The organism is Endobacter medicaginis, from assembly GCF_014192375.1.
Lineage (GTDB): Bacteria > Pseudomonadota > Alphaproteobacteria > Acetobacterales > Acetobacteraceae > Endobacter > Endobacter medicaginis.
In genome coordinates this window covers 1-26,049 of sequence record NZ_JACHXV010000023.1, presented here as the reverse complement: position 1 = coordinate 26,049, position 26,049 = coordinate 1, and the positions used below count along the sequence as shown (strand labels likewise).

The 26,049-nt window shown below is 68.2% G+C and carries 28 protein-coding genes and 3 pseudogenes; 11 read left to right on the top strand and 20 right to left on the bottom strand.

Features of this window, described 5'->3' with window-relative positions; all coding sequences use genetic code 11:
• From FHR90_RS15495 to FHR90_RS15480, 4 genes and pseudogenes are all read right to left on the bottom strand, one after another.
• Positions 1-770, bottom strand: a 770-nt coding sequence (locus FHR90_RS15495) for a hypothetical protein (protein ID WP_183275516.1), incomplete at its 3' end; no start/stop codon positions are given.
• Positions 757-1,119: a hypothetical protein gene (locus FHR90_RS15490; RefSeq protein ID WP_176622153.1), complete on the bottom strand. Its 363-nt coding sequence runs from the start codon at positions 1,117-1,119 to the stop codon at positions 757-759. The genes FHR90_RS15490 and FHR90_RS15495, both read right to left, overlap by 14 nt.
• A gap of 11 nt (positions 1,120-1,130) precedes the next feature.
• Complete coding sequence (locus FHR90_RS15485) at positions 1,131-1,280, bottom strand: hypothetical protein (protein WP_176622154.1); 150 nt, start codon at positions 1,278-1,280, stop codon at positions 1,131-1,133.
• 419 nt (positions 1,281-1,699) lie between these two features.
• A pseudogene (locus FHR90_RS15480) lies at positions 1,700-1,987 on the bottom strand (integrase core domain-containing protein); the annotation flags it as partial.
• 526 nt (positions 1,988-2,513) lie between these two features.
• On the opposite strand from FHR90_RS15480, the gene FHR90_RS15475 reads away from it, so the two are divergent.
• Positions 2,514-3,203, top strand: coding sequence for a hypothetical protein (locus FHR90_RS15475; protein ID WP_176622155.1), 690 nt, complete (start codon positions 2,514-2,516; stop codon positions 3,201-3,203).
• On the opposite strand, the gene FHR90_RS15470 is transcribed toward FHR90_RS15475, so the two are convergent.
• From FHR90_RS15470 to FHR90_RS15420, 11 genes are read right to left on the bottom strand one after another with little or no spacing between them, the layout of a single operon-like run.
• Positions 3,200-4,240, bottom strand: a complete 1,041-nt coding sequence (locus tag FHR90_RS15470; protein WP_176622156.1) for an EscU/YscU/HrcU family type III secretion system export apparatus switch protein — start codon at positions 4,238-4,240, stop codon at positions 3,200-3,202. The genes FHR90_RS15475 and FHR90_RS15470 overlap by 4 nt on opposite strands.
• The gene (sctT, locus tag FHR90_RS15465; protein WP_176622157.1) at positions 4,241-5,119 is read right to left on the bottom strand and encodes a type III secretion system export apparatus subunit SctT; all 879 of its coding nucleotides are present in this window, start codon (positions 5,117-5,119) and stop codon (positions 4,241-4,243) included.
• Positions 5,120-5,129: 10 nt separating this feature from the next.
• On the bottom strand, positions 5,130-5,399 hold the full coding sequence (locus FHR90_RS15460; RefSeq protein ID WP_176622158.1) for an EscS/YscS/HrcS family type III secretion system export apparatus protein: 270 nt from the start codon (positions 5,397-5,399) through the stop codon (positions 5,130-5,132).
• A gap of 6 nt (positions 5,400-5,405) precedes the next feature.
• Positions 5,406-6,062, bottom strand: coding sequence for a type III secretion system export apparatus subunit SctR (gene sctR / locus FHR90_RS15455; RefSeq protein WP_176622159.1), 657 nt, complete (start codon positions 6,060-6,062; stop codon positions 5,406-5,408).
• A complete protein-coding gene (locus tag FHR90_RS15450; RefSeq protein ID WP_183275515.1) occupies positions 6,059-7,255 on the bottom strand; it encodes a FliM/FliN family flagellar motor switch protein in 1,197 nt (398 codons plus the stop codon). Before FHR90_RS15450 ends, sctR begins: the two co-directional genes overlap by 4 nt.
• Positions 7,252-7,755 (bottom strand): hypothetical protein, encoded by a 504-nt coding sequence (locus tag FHR90_RS15445; RefSeq protein ID WP_183275514.1) that lies wholly within the window; start codon positions 7,753-7,755, stop codon positions 7,252-7,254. The genes FHR90_RS15450 and FHR90_RS15445 overlap by 4 nt, the downstream gene beginning before the upstream one ends.
• Before the next feature lie 6 nt (positions 7,756-7,761).
• Entirely contained in the window at positions 7,762-9,102 is a 1,341-nt protein-coding gene (locus FHR90_RS15440) for a FliI/YscN family ATPase (protein WP_183275513.1), read from the bottom strand.
• A complete protein-coding gene (locus FHR90_RS15435; protein ID WP_183275512.1) occupies positions 9,099-9,707 on the bottom strand; it encodes an HrpE/YscL family type III secretion apparatus protein in 609 nt (202 codons plus the stop codon). The genes FHR90_RS15440 and FHR90_RS15435 overlap by 4 nt, the downstream gene beginning before the upstream one ends.
• Entirely contained in the window at positions 9,704-10,279 is a 576-nt protein-coding gene (locus tag FHR90_RS15430) for a hypothetical protein (protein ID WP_183275511.1), read from the bottom strand. The genes FHR90_RS15435 and FHR90_RS15430 overlap by 4 nt, the downstream gene beginning before the upstream one ends.
• Complete coding sequence (gene sctJ, locus FHR90_RS15425) at positions 10,276-11,052, bottom strand: type III secretion system inner membrane ring lipoprotein SctJ (RefSeq protein WP_183275510.1); 777 nt, start codon at positions 11,050-11,052, stop codon at positions 10,276-10,278. Before sctJ ends, FHR90_RS15430 begins: the two co-directional genes overlap by 4 nt.
• A 1-nt stretch (position 11,053) precedes the next feature.
• Complete coding sequence (locus FHR90_RS15420; RefSeq protein ID WP_176625538.1) at positions 11,054-11,500, bottom strand: hypothetical protein; 447 nt, start codon at positions 11,498-11,500, stop codon at positions 11,054-11,056.
• 356 nt (positions 11,501-11,856) lie between these two features.
• Between FHR90_RS15420 and FHR90_RS15415 the strand changes: the two genes are divergently transcribed.
• The 9 genes from FHR90_RS15415 (at position 11,857) to FHR90_RS15375 (ending at position 23,276) form a co-directional block, all read left to right on the top strand.
• The gene (locus FHR90_RS15415) at positions 11,857-12,441 is read left to right on the top strand and encodes a hypothetical protein (RefSeq protein ID WP_176625536.1); all 585 of its coding nucleotides are present in this window, start codon (positions 11,857-11,859) and stop codon (positions 12,439-12,441) included.
• A gap of 187 nt (positions 12,442-12,628) precedes the next feature.
• Positions 12,629-12,808 (top strand): hypothetical protein, encoded by a 180-nt coding sequence (locus tag FHR90_RS15410; protein WP_176625534.1) that lies wholly within the window; start codon positions 12,629-12,631, stop codon positions 12,806-12,808.
• A 213-nt stretch (positions 12,809-13,021) separates the two neighbouring features.
• Complete coding sequence (locus tag FHR90_RS15405; RefSeq protein WP_183275509.1) at positions 13,022-13,906, top strand: SctD/MshK family protein; 885 nt, start codon at positions 13,022-13,024, stop codon at positions 13,904-13,906.
• A 2-nt stretch (positions 13,907-13,908) separates the two neighbouring features.
• A complete protein-coding gene (gene sctV, locus FHR90_RS15400; RefSeq protein ID WP_183275508.1) occupies positions 13,909-16,026 on the top strand; it encodes a type III secretion system export apparatus subunit SctV in 2,118 nt (705 codons plus the stop codon).
• Between the two features lie 87 nt (positions 16,027-16,113).
• Entirely contained in the window at positions 16,114-17,304 is a 1,191-nt protein-coding gene (locus FHR90_RS15395) for a hypothetical protein (RefSeq protein ID WP_183275507.1), read from the top strand.
• Between the two features lie 47 nt (positions 17,305-17,351).
• Positions 17,352-18,119, top strand: coding sequence for a hypothetical protein (locus FHR90_RS15390; RefSeq protein ID WP_183275506.1), 768 nt, complete (start codon positions 17,352-17,354; stop codon positions 18,117-18,119).
• A 54-nt stretch (positions 18,120-18,173) separates the two neighbouring features.
• Positions 18,174-20,921 (top strand): type III effector HrpK domain-containing protein, encoded by a 2,748-nt coding sequence (locus FHR90_RS15385; RefSeq protein ID WP_183275505.1) that lies wholly within the window; start codon positions 18,174-18,176, stop codon positions 20,919-20,921.
• Positions 20,922-20,997: 76 nt separating this feature from the next.
• Positions 20,998-22,533, top strand: coding sequence for a type II and III secretion system protein family protein (locus FHR90_RS15380; RefSeq protein WP_183275504.1), 1,536 nt, complete (start codon positions 20,998-21,000; stop codon positions 22,531-22,533).
• Positions 22,534-22,547: 14 nt separating this feature from the next.
• Positions 22,548-23,276 carry a hypothetical protein gene (locus FHR90_RS15375; protein WP_183275503.1) on the top strand — a complete coding sequence of 243 codons (729 nt, stop codon included), beginning with the start codon at positions 22,548-22,550 and terminating at the stop codon, positions 23,274-23,276.
• On the opposite strand, the gene FHR90_RS15370 is transcribed toward FHR90_RS15375, so the two are convergent.
• Positions 23,213-23,920: a tetratricopeptide repeat protein gene (locus tag FHR90_RS15370; protein ID WP_246330319.1), complete on the bottom strand. Its 708-nt coding sequence runs from the start codon at positions 23,918-23,920 to the stop codon at positions 23,213-23,215. The two genes, FHR90_RS15375 and FHR90_RS15370, sit on opposite strands and share 64 nt — an antisense overlap.
• Here FHR90_RS15370 and FHR90_RS17535 point away from each other — a divergent pair.
• Positions 23,804-24,184, top strand: coding sequence for a hypothetical protein (locus FHR90_RS17535; RefSeq protein ID WP_246330322.1), 381 nt, complete (start codon positions 23,804-23,806; stop codon positions 24,182-24,184). The two genes, FHR90_RS15370 and FHR90_RS17535, sit on opposite strands and share 117 nt — an antisense overlap.
• Positions 24,185-24,280: 96 nt before the next feature.
• Here FHR90_RS17535 and FHR90_RS15365 read toward each other — a convergent pair.
• From FHR90_RS15365 to FHR90_RS15350, 4 genes and pseudogenes are all read right to left on the bottom strand, one after another.
• Positions 24,281-24,675, bottom strand: a pseudogene (locus tag FHR90_RS15365) (transposase); the annotation flags it as partial.
• 146 nt (positions 24,676-24,821) lie between these two features.
• Positions 24,822-24,986, bottom strand: a pseudogene (locus FHR90_RS15360) (IS630 family transposase); the annotation flags it as partial.
• 236 nt (positions 24,987-25,222) lie between these two features.
• Complete coding sequence (locus FHR90_RS15355) at positions 25,223-25,741, bottom strand: hypothetical protein (RefSeq protein WP_176625541.1); 519 nt, start codon at positions 25,739-25,741, stop codon at positions 25,223-25,225.
• Between the two features lie 8 nt (positions 25,742-25,749).
• On the bottom strand, positions 25,750-26,049 hold a 300-nt coding region (locus FHR90_RS15350; RefSeq protein WP_246330318.1), incomplete at its 5' end, for a zincin-like metallopeptidase domain-containing protein.

The following is a 26,049-nucleotide window of genomic DNA, read 5'->3' as shown; positions in this document are numbered from 1 at the left end:
GCCGGATCGTCGCGCTCGGCCATGGCGACGAACTGAGCGCGACCCTTGATCGGCATCTTGACCAGGATGTGACCGCGTAGGTGAGGCGGGTCGCCGAGCCGATCGATCCGCGCCTTGAGGCCGAGCTGTTTCATGGCCTTCAGCACATTGTGCAAACCAAAGGGGTCGGAGCGGGCCTCCGGGGGAAGCGGGCTTCGCCGGCGACGGGTCCGCGGGTCGGGATCGAAATCCTGTGGTCGTGGCCGGGCCAGGCAGGAGGGCGAGGCGACGTCGGCCACCCAGATGTCGCGCATCTCCGGATCGCGGTTCGAGCGAAGTCGAAAGCGCTCCTCGTTGAGGATCCACTGCCGCTTGGCTTTGGCGAGCCCGATACGGTCGGCAAGCTCCTCGAACTGACGCGTAACCTGCAGCTCACGCGACCAGTCATCACCGCAACCGGCCTTGGCACGGCCGATGGTCCGAAGCCGATGCTCGATATCGTCGCGCGTCACCGGTTCGGCACCCGGGATCCGTTCGCCAATCATCCGGCGACGCGACTCCTCGTAGACCTCGGCCCGCGTCTGCAGCGTCGTCAGGTCGACGATGGCCAGATCTTCGAGCGGCCCCTCGACATGCCCATGGAGCGGGTATCCGGCTCCTCGGCATACCAGGTAATGCTTCCGGGCGATGATGGTGACCGATCCGGTATGCCGGGTGCCGTCCGCCAACTCGATACGAATGACCTCACGCTCCTCGAGGCGACCCGGATCGACTGCGTCAGCCGGGCACATCGAGCACCCGTTTGACGCGCTCGCGCCAGTCGGTGAACCAGTCGACCAGCTCGGCGCCGGACACGTCGAGGGGCAGGTCCGGATGTCCATCGAACTGGTCGGCCTCATAGCGAAGCGCTTCCAGCAGCATCTCGGCCATGGGTTTCGACGCGGCGATCAGCCGCGCGTTGGTCGCCACCGCCTCGTGGTCCCCGGGCAGGCCCTGGATCGGGTGCAGCTTTGCGACAGCGGTGTTCTCGCGGGTCCAGACCTGCAGCGTCGGCAGTTTCTCACCGCCATACATGGTCATCTGCCCGGGACGCACCTGCCAGTCCCCCGGTGTGGCGCGGGAAGGGTCGATCCGTGACATTGGATCCTCCTTCAGCGCGACGCGACGACGTCGACCGGCGCGGGGCCGACCATCGCGTCCAGATCGTCGATGAAGGCGGGGGCGGCCATCGCCGCGAACAGCAGGAAGGCAATAACGAGCATGCCCATCAGGCGCGCCCACATGATCAGGATCGTGCGCATTTTCGTGTGCTCCGCTTGGCGTCTTCTTCCCGAAGACCCTTCGCGGACGGGCGCGGGGTGGGCGGCCCCGCAAGGGCGCGCGGAGCGCGGGCGGAGCCTTTACCCTTGAGGGGACGAACGCCCCGTGGCAGTGCGCTCTCTTCTGACTTGCTATTTAATCATCCAAGTCATATCTTGTATTGGAGCGCCGTTTTCACCCACTCCACTTATGTTTCCACCGAGTAGAAATGTCCAGTGGGAAACCGGATAGAAATGTCCAATTCTTGAACCGCGCCGGGTTTACCGGAGGCGTTGGGTTGTGAGTCACGCTGCCATATCGAGGTTGCTTGCGGCAGCATAATATAGATCTTCCGCCTCAGAGCCTGTCTCGGAATGCGCCCGAAACGGCCATCTGACGCGCGTTTCCTGCGTTTCGATGCTCACGGCCCCGACGGCCGCTCCGCTTCGATACTCGAAAACACACGCCATCTGACCATTTCGGACCCATTCCGAGACAGGCTCTCAGCAGGCGGGATACTGCCGATGGGCTTCTGCAGCCGACGATGGTTGAACCAGTCGACCCATTCGAGCGTGGCATATTCGACGGCTTCGAAGCTGCGCCACGGCCCACGCCTGTGGATCACCTCGGCCTTGTAAAGACCGTTGATCGTCTCGGCCAAAGCGTTGTCGTAACTGTCTCCGGCGCTGCCGAGGCTTTGCGGAATAAGCGCCGAAGGTGGCATCGCCTTCAAGGGACCGGCGACCATCGCCAACCTTTCGGTACAGACACGCAGGGGTCTGGCGATCGAGGCGACCAGCGAACGTTCGGGTTTCGGGACAATTACGAGGTGGCAGGCAGCGTCGCCGACCGTCCGTGACCGTTCATGCGCAATCGCTGCCGCTTCGCGAAGATCGAAACAAGATCATCGCCGAAGTCGGAAACGATTGGGCATCTCGCGGCAAGGCTCCCAAATCATCGAGTTATGGCTGGGGCGCGGAGGTCTCCTTCGATGATACAGACGGCTTGGTCATCAAGTAAGATCCGAACCCCTCCGCCAGCGCCGCCGTTGCGACACGGCGCTCCGAAATACCGGACGCGATGCGATGCGGCGCCTTCCGGAATCGACACGAAGTGATGTCGTAACGAAAGCAGTTAGTGCTTGTCGCACGAGCGGCGTCGAGCATAGCCTCTCCGGACAGCGACGGCAGCGGACCTTGTGGCACGCTTCCGGCCGTTGTTGGAAAGGGGATACGATGCCTCCAATCGAACTGAACGCGCCGCACGAGGTACCGACATCGTCTGTGGAGGAGCTTGGCGCGGGTGACGCCAGGATTGGGACGACGCGGCTCGGAACGACGCAAGGCACCGAGCATGAAGCCGGAGCATTCCAGGCAGCCTACGACGCGACAAGGCAATACCACCTGACAAGTGAGGCCGGGAAGGAGAGCATCCGCAACAGCGGCTTCGACAAGGCCTTCAAGAGCGGCAATTCCGCGGAAGTTTTCGGCCTTCCGAAAGAGGCGGTCGACGAGGCCGCGGCCAACCACTACGTCGCCTCGACACGACCGCGGATCGGACGGACCGAAGTGACATCCGGCGATCGGCTGACCGCGAAGCGCCTGCCGACCGTCGTGACCACCACGATGGGAAACCACGATCCCAAAGTCGTCCGGGTGATGGTGGATCCCTCGACGCTCAAGCCCGACAGCTTCTTCCCGTCTCCGCGCGGCTACAACCAGATCGCGCACATGATGCCGGACCAGCCGCGGGAGGCAGTCCTGCGGGCGCACGGTGAGGAACCGCTGGCGGAGGCCGTCGAGCGGTACCGTCTCAGCGCGGAGCAGCATCTCGGCCGCCCGGTTTCCAGCGAGGAGGCCAGGGAAAATCTGATGCACTACCAGACCGACTCCGAACATGACGGGTCGGATCTGGAAAGTCCCTAACCCAGCATACCTAGGCGCTTCATCGCCATGATGACCGGTGTGAACAGGTCCTGCGGGATCGAGTGTCCGACCGGAACCTTGGCGTGCAGCATCCGGGCGGTCTCGGGGTCGTGCAGGAGCGGCAGTTTCAGCCGCCGCGCCTCCTGCACGAACTCTGTCACGTCGGCGTCCTCGACGCGCGCGACCACCGTCGGTACCTTGGTGTCCACCGCGTTGTAACGCATCGCGACAGCGAGCTTCGCGCCCGTGATGACGAAGCTGGCCTGGTTGAGGCCGGCGCGCAGGTTGGATGCTTCCCGCCGCTCGCGGCGATGGGCGCTCTTGACCAGCGGATTACCTTCGGAATTCTTGTGTTCGTTCTTGCGCTCGGTGTGGCTCATGCGCTGATCGCGCATGAACAGCCAGCGCTGCAGGCCGAGATCGGCCAGACCGAACACGGCGAACACCGCAGCGCCCGCCATCGCCAGCGGCAGCAGCGAGCCGCGCAGCACCATGCCGCTGCATTGCAGGCCGCAGGCCGGGAGCTCGACCATCTGCTGCAGCGAGGCCCGCACGACCTGCCAGGCGATCGCGCCCAGCAGCGCCAGCTTGAGCAGGCTCTTGGCCACCTCGACCAGTCCACGCGTCGAGACGATCTTCTTGATGCCCTCGGCGGGGTTGAGCTTCTGCGGTTTCGGCACGATCGGATCGAGCGAGAAGGCCGGACCGCCGGTGGCGATGACGCTCGACAGGATGGCAGCCGCGAGGATCCCGGCCAGCAGCGGTGCGAGGATCCGCAGCGCGACCTCGGCGATCTCCGACGCGAGCGGCGGCAGTGCCTGTGCGAGCGGCCGGGTCACAAGATCGCCGGCATGGCCGATCAGGACAGCGAAATGCGCGGCGATCTGCCCCCATTGGGTCATCACGCAGCCGATCGCGGCGAGTGTCACGGCTGCAGTGACGAAATCCTTGCTCTTCGCGACCTGACCCTTCTTGCGCGCCTCGCGCAGCTTCTTGGCGGAGGCGGGAAGGGTTTTGTCCTCGCTGCTGCCGGCCATCTAGCCGGATCCGGACGGTGCCGGCGGCGGTGCGCCTGTGATCGACGGTGCCAGTGCCGGGCCGAGCAGGTTGAGCGAACGGCTGAGCCAGACCTCGTCGCGCCCGGCATAGAGCAGCAGGAAGCCCACATAGACAGGCATGAAGATGAAGAACACCAGGTTGCGCACCGCGAGCGAGAGATCGTCGATGCGTAGCTGGGGTGCGATGCGTGCGAGCAGCAGCATCGCCGCGTCGCTCAGCAGCATGACCAGCATCAGCGGCATCGCCAGTGTCAGCGCCATCACCTCGAGCTGGTCGAGCAGCTTGAGCGCGAGCGTGCCGGCCGCAGGACCTGGCAGCGGTATCATCTCGAGCGGCTTCCAGACCCGCCAGGACGTGTAGAGCGTATCGGCGATTACATCGAGCCGGCCGGTGCTCATCAGGATCACCACGCCGCAAAGCAGCAGCAGGGTGCCGGTTACGGACATGTCGCCGAACCCGGACGGGTCGTTCAGCCGTCCCTGCGTGGCGCCGCGCTGCTGGTCGACGATGTCGCCGACCGCCAGCAGCGCCCAGAACGGCAGCCCGATCGGCACGCCGATCGCCATGCCGATCAGCGATTCCTTGACCACCAGCAGCAGCAGCATGCCGGTGCCGGGCGGGTGGTCGCCCAGCACGCCGACCATCATCGGCCACATCGGAAATACCATGCCGGTGGCGATGACGCCCTTGAGCAGGTTCGACAGCTCGACGCGCGTGAACACCGGGTTGATCGCCAGGATCGCCAGCGGTCGCGGCAGCAGCACGGCATAGGCGATCAGCCAGCGATGCGCCATCTCCAGCAGTGGCTGCAACTGGGCGATCACGTCGCCGGGCGGCGCGGTGGCCTGGCCGCTCATCGTTGTCGTCTCAGCGCGTCATCAGCGGGAAGTTGTCGAACACCGTCACCGCCTCGCGCAGCAGCGGCACGGTCAGCATCGCGCCGCCGAAGGCCACCACGGCGATCACCGCCAGCAGCTTGAACGTCAGCGGCATCGACTGGTCCTGGATCTGCGTGACGGCCTGCAGCACACCGATCACCAGCCCGACCACCACCGCGGCAACCAGGGGCGGCAGCGACATGTAGAGCACGATGCCGAGCATCGAATGCAGCTGCTCGACGAGGGCGTCCTGCTGCATGACGGCTCAGATGGCGTAGCCGAGGACCAGGCCGTGGATCAGTCGCGTCCAGCCCTCCACGGCGACGAACAGGAACAGCTTGAACGGTACCGAAATCGTCGTCGGCGATACCGACGACATGCCCATCGCCATCAGGATCGCGGTGATCACCAGGTCGACGGCAATGAACGGCAGATAGAGCAGGAAACCTGCCTCGAAGGCGCGGCGGAGCTCGCTGAGCACGAAGGCGGGAATGACGACGATCATATCGTCGGACTGCACCGTCATGTGCGCATCCGGCCCCCAGACGCGCTGGGTGGCGGAAGTGAAGAAATCGCGCTCGCCCTGGCTGGTGAAGCGCAGCAGGAACGCCTTGACCGGCACCTCCGCGCGCTGCATCGCGCCCATGTAGTCGGAGAAGCTGCTCATCGGCTGGCCCGAGCCGATCGCCGCCTGGTAGGCGCCATGGCCGACCGGTGCCATGATATAGGCGGTCAGCAGCAGCGCGATCCCGTAGAGAACCAGGTTGGGCGGCGTCTGCTGGATGCCGAGCGCGTTGCGCAGCAGGAAGAGCACCACCGCGATCTTGATGAACGAGGTCATCGTCACGGCGACGAAGGCGAGGAAACCCAGCGAGGTGATGCCGACGATCAGCTCGATCAGGTTGGGCATCTGCGCGCTCATGCGGTGGCGCCCGTCGCTCCCGGTTCCTGCGCTGCGGCGGGCGGTCCGTCGTCGACAGCCGCCGAGAAGGCGATGATCCGCACGCCGGGATGTCCGTCGATCTCGACCAACTCGCCCAGGCCGATGCGCTGGCGTCCCGCCAGGATCTGCACCGTGCCCGGGACATGGCCGGAGGCGGCGGCCGAGAACGGCAGCACCGATCCTGCGCCGAGCTGGCGGAGTTCGCCGAGGCTCAGCTCCAGCCGCCCGGCCTCGAACACCAGGCGGACGGGAATGTCGTCGAGCGCGGCCATATCGGTGTCGGGGGCTGGTTCGTGATTCACCTGGCGACCTGCTGGATGTGCGAATGAGGTGGCGGCGAGCGGCCTGAGCGTGCCCAGCAGCGTCGCTGTAACGGTGCCGTCGACCGAGGCGGTCATGGCCGGCGCGCCCAGCGTATCTGCCACGACGAGGTGCCGGACGGAAGTCGCGGCCTCCTGCCGCTGCTGCGCCGGCACGCCGGTCTCCAGGCTCTGGATCAGGATGCCATCGCCCGGACGCAGCGAACGCACGACGCCAGCCGGCAGCTCGGTGGTGCCGGCCCAGAGGGCGGCCTCGATCACAAGGCCCGACATCGGCCGCCATGCGGCCTGCCAGCGGCCCAGCAGGGCCTCGAGCGCGTCCTGTTCGCCGTGCAGGGTCAGGACGCGATCCAGCCTCGGCCCGCGCAGGCCGATCGGCAGCACATGCCGCCCCGGGGCGGGATCGACGCCGTCGTCGCCCGACGGCGCGCCCGTCACGGCCTCGACGCAGACCGCGACGCCGGTGCCCCGCTCCAGCGCGTCGAGCAGCGGCAGCAGCGCCGCCTCGGCGAGCAGGGCGAGCAGGTCGGGCGGCGGCAGCGGATCGAGGCGAAGCTGTGGATCGAGCGCGCGGATCGGACCGAGCAACAATCCGTCGGGCAGGGTGGCGGCGAATGCGCGTCCGCCGCAGGTCAACACGACCGACAGCCGTGTCTCGCCTGGCTGCGGCTCGAAGCGTTCGATCGGCACCAGATGGAAGCTCTCGTTGCCCGGCAGCGGCAGCGGCCGCCGGGGCCGCGCCAGCCGGCGCGACACCGCCGCCGCCTCGGCACCGACACGCGGCAGGATCAGCCGCCGCACCCGCGACGGATCGATCGGCGCCAGGGCGTATGCCGGTGCGGATCCGCTCATCCGGCTCCATGCCCGGCACGGTCCATCAGTTCGTCGGCGATCGCTTCCTCCTCCGCGGCCAGTGCGACGCGCCGGGCCTCGGCCTCCAGCCGCACGGCGATCTCGGTCCGGCGCAACCGCTGCTGGATCGCCGCCCGCAGTGTCGCCTGCGCCTCGGCTTGTGCCGCGGTCGCCTGTTCCACCCCGCCCGAGGCCACCTCGCACCGCGCCCGGGCCTGCCGCTCGCGGGCCAGCAGGTGTTCCTCCGACGCCCGCAATGCGTGGATGTCGTGCGGTGCCTGCTGCCCGGGCAACGTGTCGTAGCTTTCACGGAGGCGGTCGTGGCGGTCTTGGCGGGCCGCGATATGCGCCCGTTCGGCTGTCCGCAGCGCGTCCTGCGCGGCGTGCAGGCGGTCGGTGGCCTCGCGCAGCGCGGCGCGACAGGCGGCCTCCCCTGTCACACGTGCGAGCAGATGCATCCAGGCGGCGCGCCGTCCGGCGCCTGTCGGGTCGAGCGCCATCTCCGCTCAGGCCGCCAGACGGCCGAGCCGCGACAGCATCTCGCCGAAGCCGGTATGGTCATCGGAAGCCTGACGCAGGAAGGCGCGGATGTCCTCGATGCGGTCGAGGGCCAGGTCGTTGAGCGGGTCGACGCCGCGACGATATTCGCCGACCTGGACCAGGAACTCGATCTCGGCATGGCGCGCCAGCAGATCGCGCACCCGTCGCGCCTGGGCGCGGTGCGCCGGCGCGGCCACCGCCTCCATCACCCGCGAACGGCTCGTCAGCACGTCGATCGCCGGATAGTGACCGCTGCCGGCGAGTTTCGGCGACAGGATGATGTGGCCGTCGAGGATACCGCGTGTCTCCTCGGCCACCGGATCTCCGGCGCCGTCGCCCTCGAACAGCACCGTGTAGAAGGCGGTGATCGAGCCGCGCGCCGCCGGGCCTGCGCGTTCCATCAGGCGCGGCAGTTCGGCCATCACCGAGGGCGGAAAACCGCGTCGCGTCGGAGGCTCCCCGGCAGCCAGCCCGATTTCGCGCAGCGCGCGGGCGTAGCGGGTGACGCTGTCCATCACGAGAAGCACCTTGAGGCCCTCGTCGCGGAAGCTCTCGGCGATCGCGGTGGCGGTCATCGCCGCCTTCATCCGCTCCACCGCCGGGCGGTCGGAGGTGGCGACGACAAGCACCGTGCGCTGCCGCACCTGCGGCGAGATCTGCGTCTCGATGAAGTCGCGCACCTCGCGGCCGCGCTCGCCGATCAGGCCGACCACCACGACGTCCACCGCCGCACCGCGCACCAGCTGCGCGAGCAGGGTGGACTTGCCGCCGCCCGGCTCGCCGTAGATACCGATCCGCTGGCCCTCGCCGCAGGTCAGCAAGCCGTCGATGGCGCGCAGCCCCAGCTCCAGCCTGTGTTCGACCAGCGCGCGGCTCAGCGCGTCTGGCGGCGATGCGTCGCAGGGACGGTCTGTGACGCCGCGCAGCGGCCCGAGCTCCGCGGTGTCGAGCGGCCGGCCCAGCCCGTCCAGCACCCGGCCCAGCACCCCCGCCCCGCCCGGCACCCGCAACACGTCACGCGTCGCGGTCACCTCGGCGCCGCTGGACAGCCCGCGGACCTCACCGATCGGTGCGAGAATCGCCTCGTCGCCGTCGAGCCCGACCACCTCGGCCATCAGCGGCACCGTCAATCCCGCATCCTCGATCCGGCACAGCTCGCCCACCCGCGCCTCGGGCATCACCGCCCGCAGCACCGTGCCCACCGCGCGCACCAATCGACCGCGCAGCGGGCGCGGCGTCGTTTCGCGCAGAGCGCCTGCGAGCGAGGAGAGGGCGGCGAAGCGATCGGCGGCGGGGGATGCGCTCATGCGCCGTCGATCCGCTGCGAGGCCATGATCTCGCGCAGCTGGTCGATCGGACCGACCGCGGCCCGGCCGCGCGGATGCACCAGGGTGCAGCCGTCGCGCCCGACGCCGTCGTCGGCGTCGACGGCGACTGTCGTCAGACCCTCCGCCCGCAATGCCGCGCGCAGGACGTCCGCCGCGGCCGGGGCGACGCGCAGCCGCAGCCCGGCGAGGTTGTGATGCTCGTCGAGGGCGGCGCGGGCGGCGCGGTGCAGGCGGTCGTCCTCGTCGAAGGCCCCGAGGATACGATGCGCGATGGCGAAGGCCAGCGGCAGCATCTCGGCCGCGTCGGCCTCGCGCTGGACGGCGATCGCGGCCTGCGCGGCGCCGACCAAGGCCGCGGCTTCGCGCGCGCCCTCGGCCAGGCCGGCGTCCTGCGCCTGCCGGTGCAGCGACGCGGCGTCGCGGGTGGCGGCCTCGCGCAGGGACTCCGCCTGCGCACGTGCCGCCGTCAGGATCGCCTCGCCGTCCTCGATCGCCGACAGCCGCTCCGAGCGCACCACCCAGGGCGAGCTGGGATGCGAGCGGGGCAGGGGATGCGGCCGTGCCGCGCTCGCCTCTGCGGTCACGCCGCCTCCGGTGCGGACGCCATCTCCGCCAAGGCTTCGACCAGGCCGGGGGCGTGCGTGCGCTGCGCGAAGTCGATGACGTCGGCGCGTCCGACGCGCAGCTCGATACGGGTCCGTATCGCGTCGGGCCGGGTGTCGGCCCAGGCGGTCAGGCAGGCGAGGCCGTCGATCGGGATCTGCCTTACCAGCTCGGCCACCGAGAGGCCACGGCGCGGGTGATGCGCCGGCAGCAGGGCCGCGTGCCGGATCGCCGCCTGACGCAGCGAGGGCCCGACCGCCGCGACCAGCTCGCGCACAGCCGTGCCGTCGATGGCCCGGGTCAGGTCCGGCGCGTTCCATACGGCGCCGAGCCGGCGCAGGAAGGCCAGCAGCCCGATCCGGTCGAGCGCGAGAAGGGTGCAGGCCTCCGCCGGTCCCGCGCGTCGTGACAGCAGCCGGTCCAGGCCCAGGCGGAGCCGGGCATGGCCCAGCATCTCGGCCACCAGCTCCTCGCTCACCCCATGGCCGAGACGGCGTGCGAGCAGACCGGGCTCGAACCATTCCGCGGCGGAGGATTGCTGCGCGGCGCTCATCCCCGGCCCTGGGGCAGGATGTCGCGGCCGGCGGCGGCGGCCTTGCGCCGGCCCGGCAGCAGCGAGACCAGCCGCGCCAGCCGGGCACGGGCCAGCCAGGCGGCGGCGGCGAGGCCGGTTGCGACCAGGAACCCGCCGATCGCCGCCTCGGCATAGGCCAGCGTCGAGATCGACGCCGGAGGCGCGCTCACCGGCAGCGGCGGCGCGACGGGGACCTCGATCACCGAGACCTTGTCGTAGCCGAGGCCCTGCACGCTGTCGGCGACGAGCATCTTGATCTGCGGCACCAGCTTGCCGGCGTCGAAACGGCTGTCATACTTGACGAAGACCGACGCCGAGGACGGCGTCGGCGAGCGGTCGAGGATGTCGTTCTGCGGCAGCACCACCGACACGCGTGCCGAGATCACACCGTCGATCTGCGAGATGGTGGCCGAGAGTTCCTGGCTGAGCGCATAGAGGAAACGCGCACGTTCCTGCAGCGGCGAGGCGACGAGGCCGCTCGATCTGAACACGTCGCCCATCGTCTCGAACTGCTTGCGCGGATAGCCGGCATCGTGCAGCAGCGTCACCGCCTCGCCGAACCGCGCCTTGTCGACCTCGATCGAATCCGTGCCGTCCTTGGCGACCATCTTGTCGGCCTGGATGCCGCTGCGGATCAGCAGCGCGATCATCTCGTTGGCTTCTTGCTCGGGCAGCGCGCGGTAGAGTTCGGCCTTGCAGCCGGCCAGCGCCAGAAGCGCGGCGAGGCCGCAGGCGCGTGCGGCCTTCCGCATCTCAGCTGCCGCGCATCAGGCTGTTGAACGTCTTGGTGCTGGTCGAGGACCCGTTGGTCGCCACCTGTGCCTCGACCGACAGCACGATCGAGCTCCGGTAGCTGTCGAGCGCTTCCTGAGTGACCTGGTCGATGCTCTTGGGTGCCCGTGCGTGCTCCGGCGCGGCGGATGCCGGATCGCCGGGCGCGAGCGCCTGCAACTGCGCGGCATCTCCCTTGGCGACGGGATCGATCCTGAGTCCGTCTGCAACGGAATCGAGCCGCTGCGTCACGTCGGTCATCATGCCGTGCGTCGAGACGGCCGGTTGCGCGTCGACCTGCTGTGCGGGCGAGCTCGCCTGCACAGCGGCGGCGAAGGCCTGCTCGTGCGCGGCACTGCCGCCGAGCGCATCAGCACCGGATGCGAATCCGCCAGGAGACGTCGCACCGATCGAGACGGTACCGCTCATGTCTTCTCACTCCGCTCCCGCATCCGGCGCCGGCGTTCCGCCATCGGATGCATCGATGTCGCGCAGGAGACACCGCCGACGGTCGTCATGGCAAGCCATCATGATGCGGCGCGGCGAACACCAGCCACGCAGCATCGTCGATCTCGCCGATCACATTGCCGAGAGGTGATGCGGCCGCTGCCGGACCCGGCGACCGCATCCGCCCGGTCCCGGGGGGATTGACGCACCGGGAGCCCCTTGCGCACCCTTCGCACTGGAGGTCGCAGAGTTTGCCAGCACCGGGTCGTCAGCAAGCCGTTCCGATGAGTCTCGCGACACGCGTCGCCCGCTGTCGAAACGTTATCGGACACCCCGCGATGGCGAAGATTTTTGCGATCCTCGTGCTGCCGTGTGGCCCGGTCGCGGCATCCGCCGCGGATGATGGCGTCGCCGGCCGACAGGCCTGGAAACACCAGCCCTATCCCTACACGGTCGTCAGCCAGGGCGTTGCCGCTGCCCTGCGCGATTTCGGCTACAATCTCGGGCTTCGCGTGATGATCGCACCCGATGTCGGCGGCACCATCGACGGGCGCCTGCCGCCGGGAGATGCACAGAATTTTCTCGAAGCGGTTACACACGGTAACGATCTCGACTGGTATTTCGACGGAGCCGTGCTCTACGTGTCGAAAACATCGTCCGAGCAGACTGCGGTCATTCCGCTGCATGGGCATTCTTTTGACGAGGTAAAAAAATCCCTTGAACAAGACGGCATTCTTGACGCACGGTTTCGACTGACAAAACAGGCAGCCGGCGACGCGGTCGTCGTTGCCGGACCGCCGAGCTTCATCGCCGTGATGCGTCAGGCGATCGAGGCGCAGACGTCGGATACGTCGCCCCAGGGCGGCCATTCCGGCATGGCAGTATTGAGAGGGAGCGTTTCTTCGATTTCCGGAACACCCTGAGGCAGGGCGGACATCGTCATCGTTCTGTGTGATGTTGTCGGCCATCCTTCGGCAGGGTTTCTGGAAAACGCGGGTCCCGAAAGGCGACCCGTCCGGCGGCACGTGAATGCGTGGACGCCTGCGGCACGGCAATTCCGCCGGCCATCCGCAATGACGTCATCCGACGTTGGCATTGAGGGAGATCACCATGTCTGAATCCATCTCGAACGCCGGTTCGTCCGGCAGCCTGGACGCGGTGCAGGGCGAAGCCCTGGCGAACTTCCAGCAGGAGTCGATCAAGAGCACGCTGTTCCAGATGCACATGCAGACCCTGCAGACGGAGTCCAGCGATGCGCACAAGGCTGCCGGCGCCAGCACGACGTCGTAAGCCTTGTCCCGGACGGGGCCTGCATCTTTTTCAGGGACGGGCCCCGTCCTATCTTCCGACCGGTCTTCGCAGATAAACGTCTCGCGACCCGGTATCCCGCAATGCGAGCCGACTTTCCGACAGCGCGCGACACGTTTCGCCGTGGCGATACTAGTGTGCGCCGACAGGCACGATTACGGCGTCGTGGCAGGCAACAGCAGGAGCGATACCGGCTTGAGTGCCGCCCCCGTATTGACAGTTCTCGATGGTGTCCAGTCCGGTGCGCGGATGCGTCTCGGCGAGGGCGAGACGCCGATCGGCAGCGGCACCGACTGCGCCGTGGTGATCGCCGATCCCGACATCCAGCTGAGGCATTTCGAAATCCGCGTGGTGGGCGCAACAACCTTGCTGCGCGCATTGCGGACGCTTCAGCTTTCCGACGGGCAGGCGTTGCGCCCCGGCGAGGAGTCCGTGATCGCGGCACCGACGGTGTTTTCCGCCGGTACGACGCGCTTCCTGCTCGATGTCGCGATCCCGGCGGTCCCGGCGAATGATCCCACTGCCGTCAAGGCCCCACGAAACCGCCGCACCCCGATCGCCGTCGCCGGTGCGGCTGCGGCGATGCTGGCCGGTCTCGGGCTGTTCGCCTGCGCACGGCTGGTGACGCCCGCGTCGCCGCCGACCGCAGGCGTGACCGCGGGCGGTCGCTTGGCCGGTTCGGCGGTGACGGACCTGAATGCGGCGTCGTCCGCGCTGCGTGCGCGTCTTCGCGATGTCGGCCTGGCCGGGATCGCGGTCTCCGCGATGCATGACGGCACGCTGACCGCCACCGGCCTGCTGCCCCCTTCGGACCAGGCGACATGGGAAGGCGTCAGGCAGTGGTTCGATGCGAGGTACGGTTCGTCGCCGGTGATCGTCGAGGATTTCGCCGCCCCCGGCTCGATGCCGCCGCTGAAGCTCGCGGCGGTGTGGACCGGCCCTGGCCCCTATGTCGTCGACGGCTCCGGCGACCGGCTGCATGTCGGCGGCAGTGCGGGTGACGGCTGGGTGATCGAACGGATCATGCCCGACCGCGTCGCCGTGCGTCGCGGCACGCAGCATGTGGAGCTGAAGTACTGACCGTGTCCGCCGCCTCGCTCGCCCCGAATGCCCGCATGACGTCGTCGCGCAGCCTGTTGCGCCGATTGCCGGTGCGCCAGGACCTCGCGCTGCTGCTGCTGCTGCTGTGCACGCTGGCGATGATGGTGCTGCCGATGCCGACCGTCGCCGCGGACATGCTGATCGCGGTCAATATCTGCATCTCGGTGACCCTGCTGATGGTGGCGGTGTATCTGCCGCGTCCGTCGGAATTCTCCACGCTGCCGACGGTGATCTTGCTGACGACGGTGTTCCGGCTGTCGATCGAGATCACCACCAGCCGCCTCGTGCTGACCCAGGCAGATGCCGGCGAGATCATCCGTACGTTCGGCGAGTTCGTCATCTCCGGCAACGTGGTCGTCGGGCTGGTGGTGTTCCTGATCATCTCGGTGGTGCAGTTCGTGGTGATCACCAAGGGGGCGGAGCGCGTCGCCGAGGTCGCCGCACGCTTCGCGCTCGACGCGCTGCCCGGCAAGCAGATGAGCATCGACAGCGACGCCCGCAACGGCACCATCAAGGCCGACGAGGCCAAGCGTCGGCGTCGCGCGCTCGAGCGCGAAAGCCAGCTGTTCGGTGCGATGGACGGCGCGATGAAGTTCGTCAAGGGTGATGCGATCGCCGGGTTGATGATCATCTTCGTCAACCTGCTCGGCGGCATCGCCATCGGCTGCGCACAGCACGGCATGTCGTTCTCCGAGGCGAGTTCGACCTATTCGCTGCTCGCGATCGGCGACGGGCTGATCGCGCAGATCCCCGCGCTGCTGATCTCGCTCACCGCCGGGCTGATCGTCACCCGTGTAGGTGCGGATGGCGAGACCGACCTGGGCACCGACGTGATCGGGCAGATCAGCGCCAATCCGCGCGTGCTGATGGTCTCCGCGGTGGCGATGGCGGGGATGGGACTGATTCCGGGTTTCCCGATGGTGGTGTTCTTCGCCTTGGCCGCGGCGATCGGCGGCGGCGGCTGGCTGCTGCAGCGGGCGCGCCGGCGCAAGGCCGCGTCCGACGAGGCGGCGATGCGCGACGCGATCGAGGACATGCGCGGCCTGTCGGTGATGCTGGTGCGGCTCAATCCCGCCCTGATGGCGCGTCGCGGCGAGATCGAGGCGGAACTCGCCCGGATGAATCGCGAGATGCTCGACGAGTTCGGTGTGTCGATGCCGAAGCTGCAGGTCTGCGAGGCGCTCGGGCCGGACGCGCCGGGCCTGCGTTTCGAGATGAACCAGGTGCCGCTGCTCAGTGTCGACCTCGCGCCGGACGAGACGTGGCTTGATGCGCCGGCATCGGCCATCGCGTTGCCCGGGCGGGAGCATCGCGGCCCCGGCGGCCGGCCGTGGACGGTGATCGAGGGCCGCGCGATCGAGGGCGAGGCCAGCGAGGGCGGCGCGGATGCGGATCGCCGCGATGCGGTCGCGATGGTGCCGCTGTTCGCCCGCGAGACGATGCTGCGCTCCGCAGGCCAGCTGGTCGGCATCCAGGAGACGCAGATCCTGCTCAACCGTATCGAGGGCGCCTATGGCGACCTGGTACGCGAGGCGATGCGCTCGGCGCCGCTGCCGCGGCTGGCGGACGTGTTCCGCCGGTTGGTCAGCGAGGGCGTGGCGCTGCGCAACATGCGCCAGGTGCTGGAATCGGTGGCCGAGTGGGCGCCGCGCGAGCAGAGCCCGGCGATGCTGGCCGAATATGTCCGCTGCGGCCTTCGCCAGCAGATCTGCCACACCCTGGCGGGGCCGGACATGACGCTGCACGGCGTGGTGGTCGAGGACGATCTCGCCGCCGAGCTGCTGGGCTCGCTGCGCAGCACGGTCAACGGGGAGATCCTCGTGCCGGAGCAGGGTGATCAGATCGTCGGCCAGGTGCAGCGTCAGTTGCGCGAGGCGTTCGCGCGCGGCCTGCGCCCGGTGGTGGTGACCACGATCGAGCTCCGCCGGCACCTGCGCGAGTTCCTCCATCGTCACGGGATCGAGCCCGGCGTGCTGTCGCATGCCGAGATCGCGCCCGGTTTCCAGTTCAACGTCATCGGCACCCTGGGGCGTCAGGAGGCGGCAGTGCATGCGTCGCGTCCAACCCTCGGTGTCCAGCCGGCCCTGCAGCCGGCGTGAGCGTCCCGTGTCATCGGCGGGGCGTCGTGAGGCCAGATCGGCCGCTTATCGTCCGGTCCTGAGGGATCGGCCAGCAGGAGTATGACCATGTCGGGAAGCATCTCTTCGATCCAGACCCAGCCGACCCAGAACGATATCGTCCTCCAGCAGGGCGGCCAGAGCGGGGAAATCCAGGCGCTCGAGCAGGCCGTGCAGGAACTGCTCTCGGCGCTGCAGAGCCGCGACGGCGGCGGCAGCGCAGGCAGCGCAGGCTCGGCGCCCGAGCAGGCCGTGCAGCAGCAACTGGCGGGCGAGCAGCAGGCCGATCAGGGCGTCGGCGGCGGTGGCGTCCCGGGTGCCGGTGGCGACACGGCGGCCGTGATGCCGGACACCGATACGGCCGTCGGTGGCCAGGATAGCGAGATCCAGTCCCTCGAGCAGGCCGTGCAGGAGCTGCTCGGCGCGCTGCAGCAGGGACAGTCGGGCGGAACGACCCCCGGGGCCACGCAGGCCTCGAGCACGCCCGACACGACGACGCCCGCGACCACGACACCCGCCGCATCGGCGCCCGCCGGCGGGGCTGGTCAGTCCACCGGTGCCGGGACGCCCGGCACGCTCGCCTCGGACTACAACGACGTGCTGTCCCAGGTCGCGGCGAACGGCAACTCGGCGCAGGACATCCAGCAGGCCGTGCAGAAATTCCTGCAGGATGCCGATGCCAGCGGCGACAACTCCGATCAGAGCCTGCAGCAGGCGATGAACAACATCCTCGGCAGCCTGCAGGACGGCACCTACAGCCAGCAGGGAAGCGAGGGCGCTCTGCAGGGCGCGGCGCAACGCGATGGCCTCGGTGGTGTCAACACGGTATCCGTCGCCGGCAAGGACGGCGGCGCCGAGCAGGCTTCCGGGGCGTTCGATGCGGCCAGCAACGCCAAGGGATCGCTCGGCGCGAACACCGCCATCCTGGAATCGGAGATCAGCAGCGGCGGCAGCGCAGGCAGCCAGCAGATCACCAACAACGCCGGCGCGCTGGCCAACGAGGCCGACGCCGCCGCGAAGGCCGCCACCAGCAGCGGCGACACCCAGGCGGCCAGCCAGGACCAGGCGCTCGCGACCGCCGCGCGCAACATCGCCAACAGCGCCCAGGGCAGCGGCGACGGCAGCTACGACGCACAGGCGAGCCTGTCGGCTCTGCAGTCGGCCCTGCCGGATGCGACGGCGACGAACGCGACGGCGACGCCTTCGGTGGTGAAGCCGATCGAGGGAACCACCGTCAACACGACCCCGGTCGACGCCTGATCCCTGAACGGATCTTTGGCTGTCTGATCACGCAAGGAGAGCGAATCATGGATTTCGAACCATTATCCGTCCCGCGTGGCGATGTCGGTGCGGGGATCGGCGCCGCGGGTCATGAAGGCGGCGCCCTCGGCGCGGGCCGTCGGGGCGACGACGCCTTCCAGCAGGAGGTGGGCAGGGCAGCGATGCCCGGTGCCTGGCCCGAGGGCGAGGCGCCGCTCGCCGCGCATGTGCAGCAGGACGCCGGTGGCGACGCCGCGGTTCTGCACGAACCGGCGGAGGCGCTGGCCGCACCGGTCGTCGCCGAGCGTCCGGCCGTGCAGCCTGTGGCCGAGCGGGTGCCGGAACAGGCTGCGGAACCGGCGATACCCGCCGGGTTGAGCCCGGAAACCGAGGCCCTGCTGGAGCGTCTCGAGAACATCCGCCCCCGGCCAGAGGCTCAGAGCACGGGTTACGGGCGCGGGGTCGCCGAGCGTCTGGCGGCGCGTATCGACGGCGATAAGAATGTAGCACTTCAGACGCAGCGTCTCGACAATGCGATCAGCAAGCTGCGTGGCGTTGGCGCGTCGGGAGACGACGAAAAGATCACGGCGGCCACCAAAGAGGCTCTCGACGCGGCCAAGGATCTCGATTCCGCCCGGAAGGACATCGAAAAGATGGTGACGACGGGTGCGGGCAACAGCATCACCCGCTTCACGACGCCGATCGCGGCGGCGGTAGGCGGCGCGGGTCTGGCGGCCAGCCTCGGATTGGGCATCTACACCGCCGACCAGACCCACAAGCGGGACGAGAAGAACGCTCAGGCCAAGAACGCCTAGAGCGAAGACACGACGACGACGACGACGCGTGACCTGACTGCAAGGGAGCCAGCGATGCAGACGATCCAGGGCAGCACAGCCTATCCGCCGACCTTGCCGCCGGACAGCGGTGCCATGCCGGCCGGCGATGCCGGCTTCGGCTCGATGCTCGCCCGGCTTCCCGGCGGCCTGCCGTCACAGCCGTCTTCGGAGACATCGCCGGGAACCTCGTCGGCCGATGCGTCCGCCGCGACATCCTCGGGGACGAGCGATCCTGGCGAGCCCTCCATCGATTCCACCCAGTCGAGCAAGGATATCGCGGCCTGGTCCCCGCTCGTGCAGGGACTGCCGCCCGGGCAGCAGCAGGCGGCGGCGACGGCGCTCAACAGGCCGATTGCCGTGGCACAGATGCTGCTGAGCGGTACGCCGGAACAGAAGAAGGCGGCGCAAGCCTATCTCGACAAGAACCCGGCCCTGAAGAAGGCGCTCGATACCGCCGCACATGGCGGCAAGGGCGACGGCAACATCTCGACGCACGATCTCGAGGCGTTCATCGGCAAGATGCACGGGCAGCTGTCGCGCGCCGACAATACGGTCAAACAGTACGAGAAGAACAACCCCAATGCCGACGCCCAGTCTCTCCAGCTCGTCCGCCAGAGCGCCCTGCTGCAGGCCAACCTGCCGCTGACATCGGCAAACTCCCCCGACAAGGACGGCAAGACCGGCAAGGAGACGACCCGGGACGGGTTGCTTGCGGTCGCGCAGGACAGTGGCCTGTCATCGGCCCTGCGCGGCGCGGCGAGCACGTTTTCGCAACCGGGCATGTTCCAGGTGCTCGACCAGGGCGGCAAGCAGGGTCACGACCTCGCCACCCACAATGCCGACGGGAAATTCGACGAAGGCAACATCATCGGCTGGGTCAAGAAACAGGCACCCACCACCGGCGGGCAGTTCGCGTCGCTGGTCAGTGACGCGGCAACGAGGAATGCCGTCGCCGGCGTCGATACCTTGAAGCTGAACCAAGACGTGTTCGCCAATCCGCAGAACTATTCGGGCGCGCAGAAGGCCGCCGTGCTGGTGCAGCTGCAGACCACCCAGCAGCAGCTCCAGGCGGGGAGCGACCTCAAGCACAACGACAAGACCGACGACGAGATCGGAAAGGATATCGAGACGCTCTCCTCCGATCCGTCGGTGCAGCAATATCTCGCCCGGTCCGTCCCTCAGGGCGAGCGCGCGATTGTCGGCAGCGATTCCTCGCTGTCACGCGCGGTGCAGACAACCTATCGCAGCGACGTGCTCACCGGCGGCCAGCTGCAGGGTGATCTCGATGCGGTCTCGAAGAACAACGCCGACAAGAAGAGCGCCAAGCAGACCGATGCGAGCGCGCTGAGCGATTTCCAGTCGCAGGTTCAGCTCGACAGCGATCTTACCGGCGGGCGCAGTCCGTCCGCGCAGCAGATCGTCGCCAGCCAGTCCGGGCTGACGACGGAGCTTGAGCAGGACTACGTGTCCGATTTCAGCCAGGGCGGCGAACTGCAGATGTTGCAGTCGCAGAAAAACGCGAAACTGGCGGACTCGCTCGGGACGACGCAGGGCGACGAACAGGCTTTCGAAAGCGTTCTCGACCCGCAGTTCGTCCAGGGCCAGGCATCCGGCTATCAGCAATCGACCGCCGCGATCGCCGGCGCCGATGGCGGCTCCGGAAAGGCGGTGATGAGCGCGCTGCAGGGCGGAGGCAAGGCGGATGCCTCCGATATCGCGGCCTCGATCGCCGAGACGGATCCGGCACAGCTCTACGGCGGCGCGACGACAGGCCTGACCCAGCAGGACACACAGGCGCTGGTGACGTCGTTCCTCAAGGACCTGGATTCCGGGGCGTCGCTGCAGGACGCGTGCGCGAAATTCAATCCCGAAAGCGGCACGTTCGATCCGCATGCGTGTGACGGCACCGTCATGTCCAAGCTGGCGAATCCGCAGACGGCGCAAGCGGTGCAGGGCCTGTTGCAGAACCTCGCCTACGGCGCGCTCGGCATGCAATCGCCCGTGGCGCCTCAGTCTGCCGGTCCCGCACAGGCGTCGGGCGCGGATGCGGCTGCGGGCGCCGGCTCGGCGTCCGCAGGTGCCCAGGGTGCCCCGGCGGAGACGGCGAGCGCGCAGCAGAAGGCGCTCGAGGGCCTGCAATACGCCTCGTTCGGCATGGGCGGCCTGGCGATGGCCGGTGGCTGGGCGGCCAACGGCATCAACGCCCGCCGCGACGCGTCGGACGCCGACAAGGCGCGTGCCGGCACGCGGATCGGCGGTGCGACCGACGGCCTGGGCGGCTTGGCGGGCGTGTTCGGCGCCGCCTCGATGCTGCCGGGCATCTCGCAGGAGATCCGCAACGGGCAGGGCGGACAGGCGGCCCTGTCCATCGCCGGCTCGGCGCGCGGCATCGTCCAGGGCACCGGCCTCGTCGCCAATGTCGGCGACATGGCCGCCCGGCGCGCGGGGCTGGCCTCCGGCGAGATCAGTTCCTATGCCCTGCGACGCAGCGGCTCGCTGGGCCTGGCCGCCGAAAGTGCGACCAAGGAAGTGGGCGGCGAGTGGGCGGGCAATGCCCTGAGCCGTGCGGCAGGCAGCATCGCCGGCCGCGCCGGCGGCATGGCGGCGGCCGAGGCGATCGGTGCCGCGGCCGGACCGGTGGGCGTGGTGGTCGACGTCGCGCTGGGCCTGGGCTTCGGCATCGAGGCCATCGTCGAAGCCATCAAGCGGGCACACGAAAAGAAGGAAATGCAGCACACCGTCAACCCGACGCTTCAGCAATACGGAATCGCCACGGTCTAGGCAGGTGCGGCGGACGGGTTGCTGGACACGGTGCGGCGGGCTACGTTGCGCATGGTGAACGAGAGAATACGGGTCGATGCGATTTGAGTTCAACGCCGCCGTTGCGCGGAGCGGCGTGTTCCGGGCGAGTCTGTCGCTTTCTTTCCTATTTTCCACAGGCCTCATCTGCACCGACCTGCTCCCGGCTGTCGCGCGTGCGCAATCGGCACCTACGCCGATCGCGCCGGCCGCGAGCCCCGGCCAGGCCTACAGCGATCCTGAAGCGATCGCGCCGACGCCGCCGGCCGTGTCGCACGAGGTCGGCACCATCTCGGCGCGCCGGAAATTCACCCTCACCGTCGGCGGCGGCAAGCTGCTCAACCTTCCGGTGCCGGCATCGGCGGTGTTCGTCGCCGATCCGTCGATCGCCGACGTCAACAGCAACGTCAATCCGTCACAGGCGCGCAACATCATCGTGTTCGGCAAGAAGCCCGGCACGACGACCCTGTTCGCCGTCACCGGGGACGGCAAGCCGATCCTCGCCTACAACGTCGTCGTCGAATACGACCAGTCGGCGCTGCAGCGCGCGATCACCGACTCCGCGCCGGGATCGTCGGTGCAGCTGTCGCGCACGCCGCACGGGCTGGTGCTGAGCGGCAGCGTGCCGACGGCGGAGGCCTCGGCAAACCTGCAGGCGATCGCGCAGAGATATGCCGGCAACGGCGAGGTGGTGCTCAACCAGCTGCAGGTCGCGGGCTCGGTGCAGGTCAACCTGCGGGTCCGCGTCGCCGAGGTGTCGCGCGACGTCAGCCGGCAGCTCGGCTTCAACTGGACCACGGTGTTCAGCAATGTCGGCTCGTTCGCACTCGGCGTCACGCCGGTCCTCGGTGCGGCGAGTTCGGCGCTGAACGCGTCCGGCGCTGTGTCTTCGATCTTCGGCAGCTACTCGAACCGCCATGGCTCGTCCACCCTGGCGCTCGATGCGATGGCCGACGAAGGACTGGTCACGTTGCTGGCCGAGCCGAACCTGACCACCAGTTCGGGAGAACAGGCGAAGTTCCTCGCCGGTGGCGAGTATCCGATCCCGGTGCCGCAGGGTCTCGGCGCGGTGGCGATCGAATACAAGCAGTACGGCGTCAGCGTCTCGTTCACGCCGACGGTGCTGTCGAGCGGCATGATCAGCATGAGGGTCAGCCCCGAGGTCAGCCAGATCGACAACTCGGTCAACGTCAACATCCCCGGCAGTTCCGGCGGCACGGTGCCGTCGCTCACCACGCGTCGTGCCGACACCACGGTACAGCTCGCCTCCGGTCAGAGCTTCGCGATCGGCGGCCTGATCGAGAACGACTCAGCCAACAGCATCAGCAAAGTCCCTTGGCTCGGCGACCTGCCGATCCTCGGTGCCCTTTTCCGGTCGACGACCTTCCAGAGACATGACAGCGACCTCGTCATCGTGGTGACGGCCTACATCGTGCATCCGACCGACAAGGTGCCCGAGCTGCCGACGGACTACCTGCGTCAGACCACCGATCTCGAGCGGCTGTTCCTCGACCGGCTGGTGGCGCGTGGCGGCACGATCGATCCGGAACGCACGCCGCATCTGCGCGGCGCCGTCGGGTTCCTGTTCCAGTGAGAAGGCGACGGACGATGACGATGCGGGCACCCGGGGCAGGTGCCTGCCTCGTCGCCACGGTGCTGCTCTGCGGCTGCGAGGATCCCGCCCGCGACCGGGGCACGGCGCCCCCGATCGTGGTCGCGCAGAGCCAGGTCGCGGTGCCGTTACATGGCTATGCGCCCGGGCGCGGACTGCGCCGGGCGCTCGCCTCGCTGACGCCGGACGGCAATGCCCGTCTGGTCGATGCGACCGTGGAGACGGTCTCCGGCCCGCAGGCGGCCTCGGCGAAGGCGCTGCTCGTCGAGCTCGGTCTCGATCCCGCGAGGATCGTCTGGCACGGCAATGCGCGCGAGGACATCCTGCTCAGCCGCTCGACCGCGCAGACGCTGTCCTGCGCGACCGCGGTCAGGCCCGGCTGGCTCGGAGATGCGCAGCGCAGCGTGCAGCCGCTGGGAGAATGCATCCAGGCCGCCGCGCTCGCGCAGATGGTGGCCGACCCCGGCGACCTCGTCCATCCGGTCGCCCTCGGCCCGACCAACGGCGCAGTCGCCGCGCGGGCGGTCGGGCAGTGGCAGGCCGGTACGGTGGCGCCCGCCCCGCAGCCCCGCAACGGCGAGGGCCGCGACGGAGGCGATACGAACGGTTCGGACGGCGATTCGTCATCCTCGGCGGGCGCGACGCCTGCCGCGGCGCCGGCTCATTCCTCGGGTGTGGAGGGCAATCCGCTGCTCGCACCGCTGCCGGGCGCCAAGGCCGAATAGAATTTCATGTTGGCGGCGAGGTCGGTCGGATCGCTCGCGGCACCGCGAGCGCTGCGCGCCGCTCCGGCGAGGTTGCCCTGCATGGCGTAGACTAATGCGAGGTTGCCATCGATCGTCGCCAGATCATTGGCCTCGCCGCCATTGGCGACGATCTCGGCACGCACCTGCCGCAGCGTCTCGAGTGCGGTGTCGGTGTCGCCGGCGAGGGCGATCGAAAGGCCGAGATCGTTGCGCCCGGCGATGCTGCCCGGCTCGATCGTCAGGGCCTTGCGGTAAGCGGCCTGCGCCGCCGCGTGATCGCGGCAGTTGTCCTGCGCGACGCCGAGCCCAATCAGCAGCGGCACCTCGTTGGGAAGCCGGTCGAGCCCGGCGCGGAACACCGCGACCGCTTCCGTCGGCCGATGCGACAGGACCAGCAGGTCGCCCAGTGCCTTGCGCACGCGGACGGAATCGGATGCTGCGACGCGCGCCAGCGCGGTCCTGAGAGTTTCGGTCGCCTGATCTGCGTCCCCCTGGACCGTGAGCGCATGCGCGAGCCCAAGTGCCGCATCGGCATTGGAGGCATCGAGGTCAAACGCCCGCCGATAAAAAACAGCTGCCGTCGAGGGATTTCCCGACCGATCCGCAGCCTGCGCCACACGCATCAGCGCAGCCGGATCCGACGCGGCGCGCTGTTCCGCGGTGCGATCGATCCGGCTGGGCGGCCCGACACAGCCCGGCACCGTGACGACGACGCATGCCATCAGCAGCGCGGGGCCGCACATCCGTCTGCAAGCATGCCGGGGCTTCGCGCATTCGGTCTTTTTCATGACGCGAACCTACCATCACACGGACCGGCCGAGAAAGCCGGCGCCGCGGGTGCGGCATCGCGCCCGAACGATTTTCCAGAGGTGTCGCCGATGCAGTGACGGAGCGAGATGCGATAGCGCGCTCGCGATCCGAGATGTCGCGAGAATGGGCGGATGCACCGGCCGGCCGGTAGCGATGAACCTAGTCATATGAATCTAAAGTTCGCTGCATAAGGTTCGCTCAGTAGCCTGGCAGAAGCGCTTGACGGAAGCGAGGTTTTCATCGGCGGATTTGGTCCAGCGGTATGGTTTCGGGTTGTCGTTATGATGGTCGATGAAGGAGCGGATGTCGGGGCGAAGTGAACGTGGTAGTGCGGCCGACGAGCGAGCCATGCTCGGACCAGCGCGGTTTTGTGGATTGCGTAATTGTCCATGACGATATGGATGTCGAGTTCGGAAGGCACCCGCGCGTCGATCTGCTTGAGGAAGTCGAGGAATTCGGTCGCACGGTGGCGCTTGTAGCATTTGCCGGTCACGAAGCCTGAGGCGATGTCGAGCGCGGCGAACAATGACGTCGTGCCGTGCCGGATGTAGCTGTGGGTGCGGCGCTCAGAGCCTGTCTCGGAATGCGTCCGAAATGGTCAGATGGCGTGTGTTTTCGAGCATCGAAGCGGAGCGGCCGTCGGGGCCGTGAGCATCGAAGCGCAGGAAACGTGCGTCAGATGGCCGTTTCGGGCGCATTCCGAGACAGGCTCTCAGGCACGCCGGGCATCATCGGCAGGACCGGCTGCTCGCGGTCGAGCGCCTGGATCTGGGACTTCTCGTCGACGCTGAGAACGAGTGCGCGGTTGGGCGGCGACAGATAGAGGCCGACGATGTCACGAACCTTGTCGACGAACAGCGGATCGCTCGACAGCCTGAAGTGTGGAGCGGCGTGCAAAATTGCCCCCCTTAGCGGGGTGATCGGCGTCTAAAATTGACCCCCTTCATCTCATCGTGAGAAGCGCCGCCGTTTGGGTTCCGGACGGCGGGTACAGGGATGTTGGTTGTGGAGACGATTACGAGGATCCGTCGGGAGCACCGTGACGGGAAGCCTATCAAGGCGATAGCGCGGGATTTGCGGCTGTCGCGCAACAGTCCTTTCACACGAAGATGGCATCAGAACAACTCAGACTGCCGGGTCGGTTCAAGCGGCGAAGGGGCGGGGAACGCCGCTTCGACGTATTTCGCCTGCAGGCGGGCAAGTGTCGCCCGCTCGTGGCGCTCGACCTCGCGCCGTCGCTCGGCCCGATAGGCCTCGATCAGGCGTGCCTCTCGCACGCGCCGACGCACGATCTCCTCGACATCGCGGTAGGTGTGCTCGTAGGCGCCCCAGCATGGCCAGTCGGCGATCTCGCGGAGGAAATCGATCCGCCCGTCGGTGCTCGTGAAGTAGAAAGCCCAGAACGTGTTCTCGTCGTAATGGGCGATGAACCCGAAATGCCCGATCAGCTCGCGATAAAACACTCGTGTGAACCGCGACTTCGGGAATCCTTCCGAGATGAAGGCCAGCAGATCATTGCCGAACTTCGCCTTGTCGGCGGCGGTGCTGAACCGCGTCGGCACGAAGGCGTCAGGCAGCAGCCGAGGCGAACGCAGACGCGGCCAGGCGATGACCGCTCCGAGATCCTGGGTCATGGGAGCACCTATGCGGCGATGGGTTCAGCGGACCCTGCGTCCTCGGTGTCGAGATCCTGCGCGGCGAAGTCCGGGTGGAAGGCAAGGCAGTAGTCGACGGCACGCTGTGCGGCGGCCGCCGCCTTGAAGATCGCCGTCTTGTCGGCCTTCAGCCGTTGGAGCCAGTGCCCGACATAAGAGGCGTGATTGTCGATGTCGCAGGGCAGGCCGAGTGTCATGCCGATCTGGCAACTGCCGAGTTCGGCGATCATCTCCTCGAAGGCATAGCTCGCAGAGCCGAACGTTCCGGACAGGTCGCGCGCCAGGCG

What these genes read in the sequence shown, in the direction of transcription:
- FHR90_RS15385 (WP_183275505.1), top strand. Translation starts at nt 18,174, where the DNA reads ATGCAGACGATCCAGGGCAGCACAGCCTATCCGCCGACCTTGCCGCCG.
- FHR90_RS15440 (WP_183275513.1), bottom strand. Translation starts at nt 9,102, where the DNA reads ATGAGCGCATCCCCCGCCGCCGATCGCTTCGCCGCCCTCTCCTCGCTC.
- FHR90_RS15490 (WP_176622153.1), bottom strand. Translation starts at nt 1,119, where the DNA reads ATGTCACGGATCGACCCTTCCCGCGCCACACCGGGGGACTGGCAGGTG.
- FHR90_RS17535 (WP_246330322.1), top strand. Translation starts at nt 23,804, where the DNA reads ATGCGCGAGCCCAAGTGCCGCATCGGCATTGGAGGCATCGAGGTCAAA.
- FHR90_RS15475 (WP_176622155.1), top strand. Translation starts at nt 2,514, where the DNA reads ATGCCTCCAATCGAACTGAACGCGCCGCACGAGGTACCGACATCGTCT.
- FHR90_RS15355 (WP_176625541.1), bottom strand. Translation starts at nt 25,741, where the DNA reads ATGACCCAGGATCTCGGAGCGGTCATCGCCTGGCCGCGTCTGCGTTCG.
- FHR90_RS15380 (WP_183275504.1), top strand. Translation starts at nt 20,998, where the DNA reads ATGCGATTTGAGTTCAACGCCGCCGTTGCGCGGAGCGGCGTGTTCCGG.
- FHR90_RS15390 (WP_183275506.1), top strand. Translation starts at nt 17,352, where the DNA reads ATGGATTTCGAACCATTATCCGTCCCGCGTGGCGATGTCGGTGCGGGG.
- FHR90_RS15420 (WP_176625538.1), bottom strand. Translation starts at nt 11,500, where the DNA reads ATGAGCGGTACCGTCTCGATCGGTGCGACGTCTCCTGGCGGATTCGCA.
- FHR90_RS15460 (WP_176622158.1), bottom strand. Translation starts at nt 5,399, where the DNA reads ATGCAGCAGGACGCCCTCGTCGAGCAGCTGCATTCGATGCTCGGCATC.
- FHR90_RS15415 (WP_176625536.1), top strand. Translation starts at nt 11,857, where the DNA reads ATGGCGAAGATTTTTGCGATCCTCGTGCTGCCGTGTGGCCCGGTCGCG.
- FHR90_RS15470 (WP_176622156.1), bottom strand. Translation starts at nt 4,240, where the DNA reads ATGGCCGGCAGCAGCGAGGACAAAACCCTTCCCGCCTCCGCCAAGAAG.
- FHR90_RS15370 (WP_246330319.1), bottom strand. Translation starts at nt 23,920, where the DNA reads ATGCGTGTGGCGCAGGCTGCGGATCGGTCGGGAAATCCCTCGACGGCA.
- FHR90_RS15375 (WP_183275503.1), top strand. Translation starts at nt 22,548, where the DNA reads ATGACGATGCGGGCACCCGGGGCAGGTGCCTGCCTCGTCGCCACGGTG.
- FHR90_RS15430 (WP_183275511.1), bottom strand. Translation starts at nt 10,279, where the DNA reads ATGAGCGCCGCGCAGCAATCCTCCGCCGCGGAATGGTTCGAGCCCGGT.
- sctT (WP_176622157.1), bottom strand. Translation starts at nt 5,119, where the DNA reads ATGAGCGGCCAGGCCACCGCGCCGCCCGGCGACGTGATCGCCCAGTTG.
- FHR90_RS15395 (WP_183275507.1), top strand. Translation starts at nt 16,114, where the DNA reads ATGTCGGGAAGCATCTCTTCGATCCAGACCCAGCCGACCCAGAACGAT.
- sctR (WP_176622159.1), bottom strand. Translation starts at nt 6,062, where the DNA reads ATGAGCGCGCAGATGCCCAACCTGATCGAGCTGATCGTCGGCATCACC.
- FHR90_RS15445 (WP_183275514.1), bottom strand. Translation starts at nt 7,755, where the DNA reads ATGGCGCTCGACCCGACAGGCGCCGGACGGCGCGCCGCCTGGATGCAT.
- FHR90_RS15410 (WP_176625534.1), top strand. Translation starts at nt 12,629, where the DNA reads ATGTCTGAATCCATCTCGAACGCCGGTTCGTCCGGCAGCCTGGACGCG.
- FHR90_RS15450 (WP_183275515.1), bottom strand. Translation starts at nt 7,255, where the DNA reads ATGAGCGGATCCGCACCGGCATACGCCCTGGCGCCGATCGATCCGTCG.
- sctJ (WP_183275510.1), bottom strand. Translation starts at nt 11,052, where the DNA reads ATGCGGAAGGCCGCACGCGCCTGCGGCCTCGCCGCGCTTCTGGCGCTG.
- FHR90_RS15485 (WP_176622154.1), bottom strand. Translation starts at nt 1,280, where the DNA reads ATGCGCACGATCCTGATCATGTGGGCGCGCCTGATGGGCATGCTCGTT.